Genomic DNA, 13,488 nt, shown 5'->3' with positions numbered 1-13,488 from the left:
GGGGCGGCCGTCAGGCTTTTTGTAAGGCCTCTCAAAATACGTTTCTCACTACTGGATCCTAAACATGAACGACCAACCCCGTAACTCTTCCCGCAGTGGCGGACGTGCTGCGCGTCGTGCTGCCCGCGCATCTGCTCTGCCTGATCATCTGCGCCCTATCCGCCCGGGAATGGAGGGCGGACGCTACAAGCCACTGACTCAGCCACAAGTCGAACGCATTCACGAGGCCGCGCTGCAGGCGCTTGAAACCATAGGTCTGGCGGATGCTCCGCAAAGCGGGATCGACTATCTGGTTGGCGCAGGCTGCACACTTGGCGACGACGGGCGCATCCGGTTTCCGCGCGCGCTGGTTGAAGACACCATTGCCAAAGCCAACCGCTCGGTCACATTGTTCAGCCGGGATGGTCAAACTGACCTGGAATTGTCGGGGGCAAAGGTTCACTATGGGACCGCCGGTGCCGCTGTCAGTATGGTTGAAGTCAACGGCCGCGAATACCGCGATTCGACTGTGCAGGATCTGCACGATGCCGCGCGGATTTGCCAACAGCTGGACAACATCCATTTTGTCCAACGCCCGATGGTTTGTCGCGATATTTCCGACAATCTCGAGATGGACCTGAACACGATTTACGCTTGTAGTTCTGGTACTTACAAGCATATCGGCACATCGTTCACCGATCCTAGTTATGTCGCGCCAGCGATGGAATTAATCCACATGATCGCAGGCGGTGAAGACAAGTGGCGCGAGCGGCCATTCATCTCGAACTCGAACTGCTTTGTCGTACCGCCCATGAAGTTTGCCACTGAAAGCTGTCAGGTGATGGAGGAATGCATCAAGGCAGGAATGCCTGTTCTTCTTCTTTCGGCCGGAATGGCAGGTGCAACTGCTCCGTCCACAATCGCAGGCGCCATTGCCCAGGCGACAGCAGAATGTCTTGCCGGTTTGGTTTATGTAAATGCCATAAAGCCCGGTGCACCAGCGATTTTTGGAACCTGGCCCTTTGGGTTGGACCTTCGGACAGGCGCCATGTCCGTAGGATCTGGTGAACAGGCTCTGCTCAGCGCAGGCTGTGCCCAAATGCACAAGTTTTATGATCTGCCAGGCGGAGCCGCCGCAGGCGCATCGGATTCCAAATTGCCCGATATGCAAGCGGGATGGGAGCAGATGTGCTCGAACGTCATGGCCGGCCTGTCGGGCCTGAATATGGTTTATGAATCCGCCGGAATGCACTCGTCTCTGTTGGGTTTTTGCTTTGAAAGCCTGATCTTAGGGGATGATCTTATCGGACAGGCGATGCGCTGCGTCCGCGGGATCGAAGTATCTGACGAAACACTGGCATTGGATCAGATGGCCGAGGTTTGCCTTGGTGGACCCGGTCACTATTTGGGAACCGATGCCACACTTGGGCGCATGCAGGCCGACTATGTGTATCCAGCACATGGAGATCGAACGTCTCCGAAAGAATGGGTCGAGCTTGGCAAACCTGACTTGATCGAAAAAGCGACCGCGCGAAAACTGGAAATCCTGTCGACCTCTTCGCCAGCACGGTTCGATCCGGCATTGGATGCGCAGATTCGCAGTAAATTCAACATTCACCTACCCCGATAAACACCTAGAAAGGCGGCCAGAATTTTCGTCTGGCCGCCTTGAAAATTTGTTAATCAGCCGTTTGTAGATGGCAGCAACCCGGCTTCCTGCGCGATGGTGATCTCATCCTGATCCAGCGCGCCGTCACCATTTGCATCCATCGCCGCAAATCCGTTTGCGTCGACGTCCGGCACGACTGCCTGAACCTCTTCGATTGTCAGAACGCCGTCCCCGTTGGTATCCGCCGTAGATTGCGCGAGGGCCAAAGTGGGCAGAGCAAGAGCAAGTGCGGAAAAGGTCGCCAGAGTATTCGGTTTCATTGTGATGCCTCCTGATAGAGTTTGTGTGTTTTGTGTCCGGACAGGCATCAGAAACACGCAATCACCACCGGTTGTCAGCCGCTCACTTCAATCGCTTTGATTTCGCGCCAAACTCCGCGTGTTTGCCAGAGTCGCATCCGCGGTCAGTCGCTCGGCAAAATTCCCTCAAACCCGCTCGGCGGTTCTTGCCCGACGGGAAACGGGTAATCCGGCGAGGCTCTGCCGAATTCGCCGTTTTTAGGTAAAAAGAAAGGGGGCCGAAGCCCCCTGTCAGTTTCGCCATCCAGGCTCCATTCGTTGACCGCCCGGTGTTTTGTTTGCCTGCGGCCTGGACGTCGCATGGAACGAGCGCACCCGTTCCGTGAAAGAGTGGGAAAGAGCATATATTCCGCCCCACCCTGTTCCCGGCCAACACGGGCATGTCGGCCGAGTGGACCAAGGCATCGAAGGTAAGTCTCTGCGCCTTGCTCCGTATTCGTCGGGGCCGGTAACTGTGGCAGCTTCCGACCCCTGCGCCCCGGGTTGCCGGGGCGCTTAACTCAGCTACACCCGCTTGTTGAGCCGCAGGTGTTGCACTTCATGCAGGTGCCGTTGCGCACCAGCGTGTAGTTTCCGCATTCACCGCAAGGATCGCCCTCATAGCCCTGCATCTTGGCTTTGGTGCGGGCATCCATTCCGGTTGCGGCGGCGGATTCAACCACCGGAGCTTCGAAAGTGGCTGCGGTTTCGGCCATGCCGTTAACCACGGTTTGTCCGCCATTGAGAACCATCAGTTCCTGCGGCATCCGTTTGCGCAGATACCCGGTCGAGCTGATTTGTTTCAGAACTTCCAAAGACTTGGATGCAGCGCTTTCGCTGATCTCGGACACGTTCGAGACACCCTCTTCCTCACCCCGACCCAGATCGTCAAAGCTTGCTCCTTCTGGCTTCACATGAGCCAGATCGGTGCGATCCAGATAGGACACGGCCAGTTCGCGGAAGATGTAGTCCAGGATCGACGTCGCATTTTTGATCGAGTCGTTGCCCTGTACCATCCCAGCGGGCTCGAACTTGGTGAAGGTAAAGGCATCCACAAACTCTTCCAGCGGCACGCCATATTGCAGGCCAACCGACACGGCGATGGCAAAGTTGTTCATCATCGCCCGGAAGCCCGCGCCTTCCTTGTGCATGTCGATGAAGATCTCACCCAGTTGGCCGTCTTCGAACTCACCGGTGCGCAGATAGACCTTGTGGCCGCCGACAATCGCTTTTTGCGTATAGCCCTTGCGGCGATGGGGCAGTTTTTCGCGATGGCTGCGGATCATTTCCTTGACCACAACCTTCTCGATCACCTTCTCGGCCAGAACGACGGCTTTTTCCTGCGGCGTCCCGGTTTCCAGAACTTCTGCTGCCTCTTCGTCATCCTCGACCAGCGCGGCTGCCAATGGCTGCGACAGTTTAGAGCCGTCGCGATACAGCGCGTTGGCCTTCACACCCAGCGACCAGGACAGCTCATAAGCTTTCTGGCAATCCTCGATGGTGGCGTCATTCGGCATGTTGATCGTCTTGCTGATCGCACCCGAAATGAAGCTCTGCGCTGCAGCCATCATGGTGATGTGGCTGTCAACACCCAGGAAACGCTTGCCTTTCTTGCCGCACGGATTGGCGCAGTCGAAGATCGAATAATGCTCTTCCTTCAGATGCGGCGCGCCTTCCAGCGTCATGGTTCCGCAGACGTGGTCGTTGGCCGCGTCGATATCCGCCTTGGTAAAGCCCAGATGGCGCAGCAGATCGAAGGTCGGGTCATTCAGCTTGGTCGCAGGAATGCCGAGAACGCCGGTGCAGAAATCCTCGCCCAGAGTCCACTGGTTAAACACGAACCGGATGTCGAAGGCGCTTTCCAGCGCGGCATCCACTTTGGCCAGTTCATTGGGGCCAAAGCCGTGACCCGTCAGGGAGGTGTGGTTGATCCCCGGAGCGTTGCCGATGGTGCCATGACCAACCGCGTAGCTGACGATCTCTTCAATCTGAGCCGAGGAATACCCCTGCTTTTCCAGCGCTGCAGGCACCGAACGGTTGATGATTTTGAAATACCCGCCACCGGCCAGTTTCTTGAACTTTACCAAAGCAAAGTCCGGCTCGATCCCAGTGGTGTCGCAATCCATCACCAGACCGATGGTTCCTGTTGGCGCAATCACAGTGGCCTGCGCGTTGCGATAACCGTTCTGCTCACCCAGGCTCAGCGCTTCGTCCCAAGCTGACATCGCCAGATCAACCAAACGTTTATCCGGGCAGTTGCCATGGTCCAGAGGTACAGGCTTCACTGCCAGTTTCTCATACCCTTCAGTCACACCCTGAGATGCGCGTCGGTGGTTGCGGATGACCCGAAGCATGTTATCGGCGTTGCGCTCATAGCCATTGAACGGCCCCAGTTCGCCGGCGATCTCGGCCGAGGTTGCATAGGCAACACCGGTCATGATCGCGGTCAGCGCGCCACAGATCGCGCGGCCTTCATCCGAGTCATAGCTATAGCCCATGTTCATCAGCAGACCGCCGATATTGGCATAGCCCAAACCCAAAGTGCGGAAGTCATAGGACAGCTGCGCGATTTCCTTGGACGGGAACTGCGCCATGGTCACCGAGATCTCCAGCGTTAGAGTCCACAAGCGCGAGGCATGCATATAGTCCACTGCCTGGAACTCATCATCTTTGAGGAAAGTCAGCAAGTTCATCGACGCAAGGTTACAGGCCGTATCATCGAGGAACATATATTCCGAACACGGGTTCGATCCGCGAATCTCCCCATCTTTGGGGCATGTATGCCACTCGTTGACTGTGTCGTGAAACTGGATGCCGGGATCGGCGCAGGCCCAGGCCGCGTGGCCAACCTTTTCCCACAGGTCGCGCGCCTTGACGGTCTTGGCGACTTTCCCGTTTGTGCGGTTGACCAGCTCCCAGTCCGCGTCCTTCTCGACAGCGGTCAGGAAGGCGTTGGTTACGCGAATCGAGTTGTTCGAGTTCTGGCCCGAAACCGAGCTGTAGGCTTCCGAATCCCAATCCGTATCGTAGGTCGGGAATTCGATGCTATCGTGACCCTGCTTGGCGTAATCCAGAACGCGTTTGATGTAAGTCTCGGGGATCGCAACATTTTTCGCCTGGCGAACCGCCTTTTTCAGGCTGTCATTCGTCTTGGGATCATACGCGTCTTCCTGCGCGCCGTCCCAGCTGCGGATGGCCTCGAAAATGCCGTTCAGCATCTTCTCGTGCATCTTCGATCCGGCAACGATCGAGGCCACCTTCTGCTCTTCGATCACCTTCCATTCGATGAATTTCTCGATGTCTGGGTGATCTGCATCGACGATGACCATCTTTGCTGCTCGACGGGTCGTGCCGCCTGATTTAATCGCGCCAGCGGCGCGGTCGCCGATCTTGAGAAAGCCCATCAAACCCGAGGATTTACCGCCACCCGACAGTGCCTCGCCCTCGCCACGCAGGTGGCTAAAGTTGGTCCCGGTTCCGCTTCCGTATTTGAACAGGCGCGCCTCGCGGACCCACAGGTCCATAATGCCACCCTCGTTCACCAGATCATCATCTACGGACTGGATGAAACACGCATGCGGCTGCGGATGCTCATAGGCGGATTTCGATTTGGTCAGTTTGCCTGTCTTATAATCGACATAGTGGTGCCCCTGTGCTGGGCCATCGATTCCGTAAGCCCAGTGCAGGCCGGTATTGAACCATTGCGGGCTGTTCGGCGCAGCGCGCTGAGTCGCCAGCATATAACGCATCTCGTCGAAATAGGCGCTCGCGTCATCCTCGGTCGAGAAATAGCCACCTTTCCAGCCCCAATAGGCCCAGGCGCCGGCAAGACGGTCAAACACCTGCTTGGACGAGATTTCGCCCCCAAATTCAGCGTCCTCAGCCGGAACAGAACGCCACAGGAATTCAGGGACATCCTTTTCCTTGACCTTCTTCAGCTTGGTCGGAACGCCTGCCTTGCGGAAATACTTCTGCGCGATGACGTCGCTTGCGACCTGGCTCCAGCTGGTTGGAACCTCGATATCGTCCAGGCGGAAAACGATGGTCCCATCCGGGTTTCGGATTTCTGACGTCGCAGAAGCGAACTTAAGCTCTGCATAAGCATCCTGTCCCGATTTGGTAAATTTTCTGTCAATCTTCATGTCCGCCGCCCTAGATTCAATCAACTTGTCCCTTGGCTTTTGATCCCAATAAACGGACCATCTGCCCTAACCGAAAATCTTGGGCGCAGGAAACCGGCCGCTGCCCGAAGCAACGTGACCCCGTTCCGACGGACGCACGTAAGTATGATGTGCTCTCCAGCCCTCGCCCTATGCCACGTTCTGGATTTTCTACCAGATTTAGTGGCAGCACTTTCGGCCTATACAATCTGGCGTATTCACACATAGATCGTCAACGGCCTTTTTCCGCCATTTTTGGAATCTTTTATGTTGACCGATCCGCATAGACAAACTGGTGAAGGACAGTTTCCGATTCCTCCACAGAGTTATCCGCCATGGTTCGCCATCACCTAGCCAAGTCCGTAATACGATTAACCGTTCTTTCCGGCTTACTTATCGCGATTTGATAAACCAGCCTTAAGATGTCTAGGTTGAAATAGAATCAGCATCCGGCCGATTTCGACATTACTCAGAGGTGCGCGTAAAAGCACATCCAACAAAGGGCAGACCGATCAATGACCGCGTTTCGAATAATTTCCCTGTTTGCCCTGATCGTGGCCTGCACACCACAAGAAACGCCCGCCACATCGCGCAGCGCGCAGTTCTCGGCCTTTCCCGACAAGTTGTTTGCTACGTTCGAGACATCATGCAACGGCCCGGGTGAGGAATTTAGGAAAATCGGAAATCGTCAGTTCGAGTGTCAGGAACTTCTGCCTCCGAAGACCACAGCCTACCTGATTCTCAATTATGACGGCTATCCACAGAACCTACCCAAAAGTGTGACTCGGCTGACCGCCGAAAAAAATGCAGGTGGCTATCTGGTTGAAGCGGATCTTTTTTTTAATGTGCCGCGCGAAACAGGGCCTGCTGCAAAAGTCCCTGTAGAAAGCAAAGAATTGGATAAAACCCTTAGCGCCATCTATCGAACGATGGGTGGGTCGCCATTTTAATTTTTGAAGAAGTGGTCGGGGCGGCAGGATTCGAACCTACGACCCCCTGTACCCAAAACAGGTGCGCTACCAGACTGCGCCACGCCCCGAACCGTGCGCCTTCCTAACCGTGCCGTTCTGATTTGAAAAGCCCTAACAGGGCCAAATTGCCGGACCATGTGAAAAAACTTTGTGCTGGATCTGTGTTCCAGGCGTGATCAGATAACGATCTGCGAGACCAGCGTTGATTTCCAACACCGCGAATACCGAATCGCCCCCTCCGATGGGGGTCAAATCACCGGGAATCGCGTTGTGATGAACTTTCGTTACCATACCCGTCTTATCTATGAAGATCAGGTCCAGAGGAATCAGCGTGTTCTTCATCCAGAACGCAACAGGTTGCGGCGGGTCGAATACAAACAGCATCCCTGAACGTACCGGAAGCGATTCTCGAAACATGAGTCCGCGCGATCGCTCCTGCGGCGACACGGCGAGTTCAATATCAAAGCCGATTTGGGACTTATCATTTTTCAGGCTAACACGATCTGTACGACAGGCGGCGTCTGCGCCACCGGCCCAAAGTAACAAGACAACAGTCAGAACCTTGAAAAGCCCTGCCATGACAGATCAGTCATCCATAGCTGCTTCCCAGGCCATAACCTGGGCCGCCATCCGACCACGCTGTCCGTCTATGACCCGCATGGCCAATGCTTCACCGGGTTGTAGATCCGCAAGCCCCGAACGGCGTAGAACCTCAATATGCAGGAACACATCCTCGCCACGCCCGAATACATTAGCGAAGCCAAACCCTTTGCCCTTGTCGAACCACTTAACCCGCGCAGCCACCAAAGGGGCCGCTGCAATCTCAACTGGATCAAGTTCAGCAAAATCCGCGAGCATCATCGTATCGGCGCGCGCTGGCGGATCGACGCTGATGACTTCGACAGCTTGCACACCGCGATCAGTGCGATGCGTCATAATTTCGATGCCCGCCCCGTCTGCAACCGAGCTTTGACCGAAATTACGCAAAACGTTTACGTGCAGCAGAATATCCGGCCCACCTTCATCCGATACGACAAAGCCGTATCCTTTGGCAGGGTCGAACCATTTAACGTGTCCTCGGACGCGGTACATGTTGTTCAGATCTTCTGGCACTGTGGTCCCACTGCGTTTTTTTTCACTTTATTAAGGGTCCGATGTGTATGGGATTGACGCGCAAATTCAAGGTGAAAAATCCCTTTGTTATCTGCGCATTGCAATTCGCGACACGTGAACGTCATGGATTCAACCTCTGAATCTGCCATTCGGAAGCAGCGTCATCCCGGCACCACCTGAACCTGTCATGCAGACGAAATGCGCCGTCTGCCCAGAATTCGATTTCCGTCGGCACAAGCCGGTAGCCACCCCAAAATTTAGGGCGCGGAGGATTTGGGCCAAGCCTTGCGGTCACTTTCGCCACATCCGCCATCAGCGCGGAACGGCTGCTAAGCGGCTGAGATTGCTTGGACGCCCATGCACCAAGCCGACTTTTCAATGACCTGGAGGCATAATATTCATCAGCCTTTGGTCCATCCTCGCGCGTGATTGTACCACGAACGCGGACTTGACGCCGCAAAGATTTCCAATGCATCACGAAGGCCGCCTTGCCAGCATTGTCCAACTCGCCTGCCTTGGCACTTTCGTAATTTGTGTAGAAGACGAAGGCGTCGGCTTCGATCTCTTTCAACAGCACCATTCGTACATTGGGCATACCATCTTCGCCCACGGTTGCCAGTGCAATCGCGTTAGGATCGTTGGGTTCACTTTTCACAGCTTCGCCCAGCCACCGCCCTGCTATTGCAAATGGGTCGGTTCCTGCGAAGATGCCATCACGTTCGCTCATTTCCATCCCCTGGAAACTATTGAGGGATACCCTAGGGCGAGTTCCCGCCACGGGCAAGAGTGCACGGCCTTGAAGCAGACCAGCCAATGGCATAAACCAACGCAACATAACGCGAAGACAGGCGGAGAACCGAACATGTCAAATCAGTTGATGGCCGGAAAGCGCGGCCTCATCATGGGACTGGCCAATGACAAATCAATCGCATGGGGAATCGCCCGCGCCTTGTCCGAGGCCGGGGCCGAGTTAGCATTCTCATATCAAGGGGATGCCTTGAAAAAGCGCGTTGACCCTCTGGCGGCACAGCTGGGCAGTGAGATCGTCCTGCCTTGCGATGTCAGCGATGAAGCCTCGATCGACGGTTTGTTCGATGCGCTGTCCGAGAAATGGGGAAAGCTGGACTTTGTTGTCCACGCAATCGGTTTTTCAGACAAGAATGAGCTACGCGGGCGCTACGTTGATACGTCGCGGGCGAATTTCAACCTCACGATGGACGTGTCGGTTTATTCCTTTACCGCCGTGATGCAGCGTGCCGAAAAGATGATGACCGAAGGCGGTAGCGCCATCACCCTGACCTATTACGGCGCCGAACAGGTGATGCCGCATTATAATGTCATGGGCGTTGCCAAAGCCGCGCTGGAAGCATCGGTCAAATATCTGGCCGAGGATTTAGGCAAGGACGGCATTCGTGTGAATGCAATCTCGGCCGGGCCGATCAAGACGCTGGCCGCCAGCGGTATCGGCGACTTCCGCTATATCATGAAGTGGAACGAGTATAACTCACCCCTGCGCCGCAATGTGACCATCGACGATGTTGGCAACTCGGCGCTTTATCTGCTTTCCGATCTAAGCGGCGGTGTCACTGGTGAGAACTTGCATGTGGATTCGGGATACCACATCGTCGGTATGAAAGCCGTTGATGCTCCAGACGTTGAGAAGGGTTGAATCATGAGTGCCAAGGACCGCCTGCCCCACGAAAAAGGCTTTCACATCAGCTGGGATCAGATTCACCGCGATTCCCGAGCGCTCGCTTGGCGGCTGGATGGGCAAGGTCCGGATGATGGAGCCTGGCGTGGCGTCGTTGCCATTACCCGTGGCGGCATGGCACCGGCGATGATTGTCAGCCGCGAGCTGGACATTCGCACAGTCGACACGATCAGCGTGCGCTCCTACCATCATCAGGATCAAGGCGAAGCCGAAGTGCTCAAAGCGCCCGACGCTGACCTCATGGGCGACGGCACCGGAATCCTGATCGTCGACGATCTGGTCGACAGTGGCAAAACTCTGGAACTGGTACGGGCGATGTATCCCAAGGCGCATTTCGCGACGGTTTATGCCAAGCCGAAAGGCCGCCCGATGGTTGACACTTTCATCACCGAAGTCAGCCAGGACACCTGGATTTTCTTCCCGTGGGATATGGCTTTGCAATATGTCGAACCCTACCGGGGCACGGATTGATCCGGCCCAAGCGCAGCAACTGACTGGGGCGCAGAGATGACCCGGACACGCACCGCCGCCACCTTTCCGCCCCCAGTCATGGAGGCGCGCCGGTGGATCGAAGGCGTGACCTTCCCTGAAGAGCGGCCCTTGATAAACGTAAGTCAGGCGGCCCCCGTCGATCCGCCTCCACTTGAGATGCGTCAGGCGATGGCGGCTTATGCGTCGACCGAGGATTCCGCTCATCTCTATGGCCCGGTTCTGGGCAACAGCGCCCTCAGGTCTGAGCTTGCCAGCCAGATTTCGGAGCATTATGGCGCACCTGTCGTACAGGAACAGGTTGCGATTACCTCTGGCTGCAATCAGGCCTTCGCCGCTGCGATTTCCTCCATCACAGACCAAGGGGATGAAGTCATTCTGCCCACGCCGTGGTATTTCAACCATAAAATGTGGCTGGATATGACAGGTGTTAACGCCATTGATCTGAGAACTGATGATGGACTGTTGCCAGAGGTGAACGCGGCGCGGGATTTGATAACGGATAAGACCCGCGCCATTGCTCTGGTCACCCCGAACAATCCCGGCGGTGTCGAATACCCGGCTGAGCTGCTGCGCGCGTTTTTCGAACTGTCGCGCGAAACCGGAATTAAGCTTTTGGTTGATGAGACCTACCGCGATTTCGACAGCCGCAGCGGCCCGCCCCACGATCTGTTCGCTCAGCCGGGCTGGGATGACACTCTGATTCATCTATATTCGTTTTCAAAGGCCTACCGTCTGACCGGTCACCGAGTAGGTGCTGTTGCGACCAGTCCGTCGCTGCTGTCTGAGATTGAGAAATTTCTGGATACCGTCGCGATCTGTCCAAACCAAATCGGTCAGTTTGGTGCGTTTTGGGGGATGCAAAACCTGTCGCAATGGCTGGCCGATGAACGAAGGGAAATCCTCGACCGTCGCGCTGTCATTACAAGACAACTTCCCAAACTGACCAGTAAAGGATGGCGGTTGCTTGGGTTGGGCGCCTATTTTGCCTATTTCGAACACCCGTTTGACATCTCTTCGGATGATTTGGCCCGTCGGCTGGTTACGGATGCCAGCATTCTGTTGCTGCCAGGCACGATGTTCATGCCCGATCACGACCCGGCCGGGAAACGACAAGTCCGCATCGCATTTGCCAATCTTGATCGCAACGGAATTACGGAATTGTTTGACCGCCTGCACGCTCTCTCCTTCTAAGCTTGCCCCCCGGCGGTGCGCGTCGTATTCAGGGCCGCAACCGACAGGGCAAATACTTGCCGAATAAAACAAGAGGGCACCATGGCCGCAGGCATGAAAAATCTATCAAAGACCTTTGTCTGGATCCTCATGGGTCTTTTGATGCTGGGCCTTGCAGGATTTGGCGCGACCAGCCTGACTGGAACTGTGCACACTGTGGCGCAGGTGGGCAACGAAGATATCTCGATTGACGATTATGTCCGCGAACTTCAGCGAGAAATCCGCGCGGTCGAAAGCCAGACCGGCCAGCCCCTGCAAATGTCACAGGCCCGCGATTTTGGCTTGGACCAGCTAGCTCTGTCGCGCCTCACCGCGCTGGCGGCTCTGGATAACGAAGTTGGTCTGCTGGGTATTTCGATCGGCGATGAAAATTTGCAGGAAGAAATCGTCTCGATCCCTGCGTTTCAGGGGCCTGATGGTTCTTTCGACCGTGAGGCATATCGCTTTCAGCTTGAACAGGTTGGCATGACCGACACCGAGTTTGAAACCGATCTGAGGAAAGAATCCGCACGGACCATCGTGCAGGATGCCGTGGTCAGCGGAGTAGAAATGCCCTCGATCCTGACTGAAGTTCTGACAGACTTTGTCGGTGCCCGCCGCAGCTTTACTGTTGCAACCGTTTCACCCGAAGCTTTGGCAGAGCCGGTTGCAACCCCAACCGATGAACAAATCCAGGCCTATTACGACGAGAACCAGGACCAGTTTTCCCTGCCCCGCACCAAAAAGCTGACCTATACGATTCTGTCGCCCAATATGCTGCTGGATAGTGTCGAGGTGGACGAAGATTCAGTTCTCCGGCTTTTCGAACAGCGCGCAGACGAGTTTCAGCAACCCGAACGCCGCCTTGTTGAACGCCTTTCTTTTTCTGATGACGCAGCTGCGCAAGATGCCATGGCACAGATTGAAGTTGGCGGGACAACCTTCGAACAACTTGTCCGTGACCGTGAGCTTGAGCTGAGCGACGTGGATCTGGGCGACGTTACCCGCGACGACCTAGGCGATGCGGCCGAGGCCATTTTCGCGGCTGAACTGGACACTGTTGTTGGACCTCTGCCCTCGGTATTCGGCCCTGCCCTTTTCCGTATCAACGGCTCGCTGGCTGAGAACAACACTCCCTTCGAAGACGCCGCCCCAGCTCTGCGCGAAGAGTTGGCCGCAGACCGTGCGCGCCGCCAGATCGAGGCTCAGTCCGAAGACATCAATGACCTGCTTGCAGGCGGGGCAACACTTGAGGAGTTGGCAGCCGAGACCGGGATGGAGCTGGGACAGATCGATTGGACTCGCGCCAGTCAGGATGGCGTGGCCGCATATGACGGTTTCCGCAGTGCAGCCGAAGCCGTGCAAGACGGAGATTTTCCCGAGATTGCATTCCTTGAGGACGGTTCGATCTTTGCGCTGCGCCTGAACGAAACGCTGCCTCGTCGGCCTGAACCGCTGGAATCAGCGCGTGATCGCGTTGCGGCGGCCTGGACACAGGTTCAAACTGACAAAGCGTTGGAAGACCACGCGAATGCCGTGTTGGAGCAGTTGCAGGAGAACGGGGATTTCACCACGACCGGTCTACCTCACCGCGTGGAAAACGCTCTGACACGAACTGCATTTCTAGAAGATGTACCCGCAGGGTTCATGCCGGAAGTGTTCGACATGGAACTAGGAAGCTATCGCGTCGTTCCCGGTGCCGGGGTCGCGTTGATCGTTCGACTTGACGAATTGTTGCCCCCTGCCGAGACCGATGAACGCCGTCAGGTTCAACAAGCGCTGGCCGCTCAGCTGAATCAGGCTCTGGCACAGAACATTTTCGATGCCTATGTTCGCGACGCCCAGGCCCGCGCCCGTCCTGTGGTGGATCAGCAAGCACTGAACGCCGTTCAGGCGAGCTATTAAT

At 56.0% G+C, this 13,488-nt stretch carries 11 protein-coding genes and 1 tRNA gene; 6 read left to right on the top strand and 6 right to left on the bottom strand.

Annotated elements, in window-relative coordinates; translation table 11 throughout:
• Nucleotides 1-64: 64 nt before the first annotated feature.
• Entirely contained in the window at nt 65-1,609 is a 1,545-nt protein-coding gene (locus AC2FH9_RS00180) for a trimethylamine methyltransferase family protein (RefSeq protein WP_496748894.1), read from the top strand.
• A gap of 53 nt (nt 1,610-1,662) precedes the next feature.
• On the opposite strand, the gene AC2FH9_RS00175 is transcribed toward AC2FH9_RS00180, so the two are convergent.
• The gene (locus tag AC2FH9_RS00175) at nt 1,663-1,908 is read right to left on the bottom strand and encodes an EF-hand domain-containing protein (protein WP_496748892.1); all 246 of its coding nucleotides are present in this window, start codon (nt 1,906-1,908) and stop codon (nt 1,663-1,665) included.
• A 539-nt stretch (nt 1,909-2,447) separates the two neighbouring features.
• A complete protein-coding gene (locus AC2FH9_RS00170; protein ID WP_496870393.1) occupies nt 2,448-6,068 on the bottom strand; it encodes a vitamin B12-dependent ribonucleotide reductase in 3,621 nt (1,206 codons plus the stop codon).
• A gap of 533 nt (nt 6,069-6,601) precedes the next feature.
• Between AC2FH9_RS00170 and AC2FH9_RS00165 the strand changes: the two genes are divergently transcribed.
• Nucleotides 6,602-7,036, top strand: a complete 435-nt coding sequence (locus AC2FH9_RS00165; protein ID WP_496675753.1) for a hypothetical protein — start codon at nt 6,602-6,604, stop codon at nt 7,034-7,036.
• A 12-nt stretch (nt 7,037-7,048) separates the two neighbouring features.
• On the opposite strand, the gene AC2FH9_RS00160 is transcribed toward AC2FH9_RS00165, so the two are convergent.
• The 4 genes from AC2FH9_RS00160 to pdxH form a co-directional block, all read right to left on the bottom strand.
• Nucleotides 7,049-7,125: transfer RNA gene (locus AC2FH9_RS00160), tRNA-Pro, on the bottom strand.
• A gap of 43 nt (nt 7,126-7,168) precedes the next feature.
• Entirely contained in the window at nt 7,169-7,636 is a 468-nt protein-coding gene (locus AC2FH9_RS00155) for a DUF192 domain-containing protein (protein WP_281972048.1), read from the bottom strand.
• A 6-nt stretch (nt 7,637-7,642) separates the two neighbouring features.
• Entirely contained in the window at nt 7,643-8,149 is a 507-nt protein-coding gene (locus tag AC2FH9_RS00150) for a cold-shock protein (protein WP_282021219.1), read from the bottom strand.
• A 142-nt stretch (nt 8,150-8,291) separates the two neighbouring features.
• Nucleotides 8,292-8,897: a pyridoxamine 5'-phosphate oxidase gene (pdxH, locus tag AC2FH9_RS00145; RefSeq protein ID WP_496691194.1), complete on the bottom strand. Its 606-nt coding sequence runs from the start codon at nt 8,895-8,897 to the stop codon at nt 8,292-8,294.
• A gap of 135 nt (nt 8,898-9,032) precedes the next feature.
• On the opposite strand from pdxH, the gene fabI reads away from it, so the two are divergent.
• The 4 genes from fabI to AC2FH9_RS00125 all read left to right on the top strand — a co-directional run bounded on the left by fabI (nt 9,033) and on the right by AC2FH9_RS00125 (nt 13,487).
• Entirely contained in the window at nt 9,033-9,839 is an 807-nt protein-coding gene (gene fabI / locus AC2FH9_RS00140; protein ID WP_142633624.1) for an enoyl-ACP reductase FabI, read from the top strand.
• Between the two features lie 3 nt (nt 9,840-9,842).
• Nucleotides 9,843-10,352 carry a xanthine phosphoribosyltransferase gene (gene gpt, locus AC2FH9_RS00135; protein ID WP_496688181.1) on the top strand — a complete coding sequence of 170 codons (510 nt, stop codon included), beginning with the start codon at nt 9,843-9,845 and terminating at the stop codon, nt 10,350-10,352.
• A gap of 36 nt (nt 10,353-10,388) precedes the next feature.
• Nucleotides 10,389-11,564, top strand: a complete 1,176-nt coding sequence (locus AC2FH9_RS00130) for an aminotransferase (RefSeq protein WP_496870392.1) — start codon at nt 10,389-10,391, stop codon at nt 11,562-11,564.
• An 81-nt stretch (nt 11,565-11,645) separates the two neighbouring features.
• Nucleotides 11,646-13,487, top strand: a complete 1,842-nt coding sequence (locus tag AC2FH9_RS00125; protein WP_496688185.1) for a peptidylprolyl isomerase — start codon at nt 11,646-11,648, stop codon at nt 13,485-13,487.
• Nucleotide 13,488: the final 1 nt, after the last annotated feature.

This window comes from Ruegeria sp. CDSC081 (genome assembly GCF_059610485.1).
The sequence above is the reverse complement of the archived record's forward strand: the minus strand, read 5'-3'. Positions and strand labels throughout refer to the sequence as shown.

Bases quoted from the DNA above. Each gene is read 5' to 3' on its own strand.
- AC2FH9_RS00180 (WP_496748894.1), top strand. From the start codon at position 65: ATGAACGACCAACCCCGTAACTCTTCCCGCAGTGGCGGACGTGCTGCG.
- AC2FH9_RS00175 (WP_496748892.1), bottom strand. From the start codon at position 1,908: ATGAAACCGAATACTCTGGCGACCTTTTCCGCACTTGCTCTTGCTCTG.
- AC2FH9_RS00170 (WP_496870393.1), bottom strand. From the start codon at position 6,068: ATGAAGATTGACAGAAAATTTACCAAATCGGGACAGGATGCTTATGCA.
- AC2FH9_RS00165 (WP_496675753.1), top strand. From the start codon at position 6,602: ATGACCGCGTTTCGAATAATTTCCCTGTTTGCCCTGATCGTGGCCTGC.
- AC2FH9_RS00155 (WP_281972048.1), bottom strand. From the start codon at position 7,636: ATGGCAGGGCTTTTCAAGGTTCTGACTGTTGTCTTGTTACTTTGGGCC.
- AC2FH9_RS00150 (WP_282021219.1), bottom strand. From the start codon at position 8,149: ATGTACCGCGTCCGAGGACACGTTAAATGGTTCGACCCTGCCAAAGGA.
- pdxH (WP_496691194.1), bottom strand. From the start codon at position 8,897: ATGAGCGAACGTGATGGCATCTTCGCAGGAACCGACCCATTTGCAATA.
- fabI (WP_142633624.1), top strand. From the start codon at position 9,033: ATGTCAAATCAGTTGATGGCCGGAAAGCGCGGCCTCATCATGGGACTG.
- gpt (WP_496688181.1), top strand. From the start codon at position 9,843: ATGAGTGCCAAGGACCGCCTGCCCCACGAAAAAGGCTTTCACATCAGC.
- AC2FH9_RS00130 (WP_496870392.1), top strand. From the start codon at position 10,389: ATGACCCGGACACGCACCGCCGCCACCTTTCCGCCCCCAGTCATGGAG.
- AC2FH9_RS00125 (WP_496688185.1), top strand. From the start codon at position 11,646: ATGGCCGCAGGCATGAAAAATCTATCAAAGACCTTTGTCTGGATCCTC.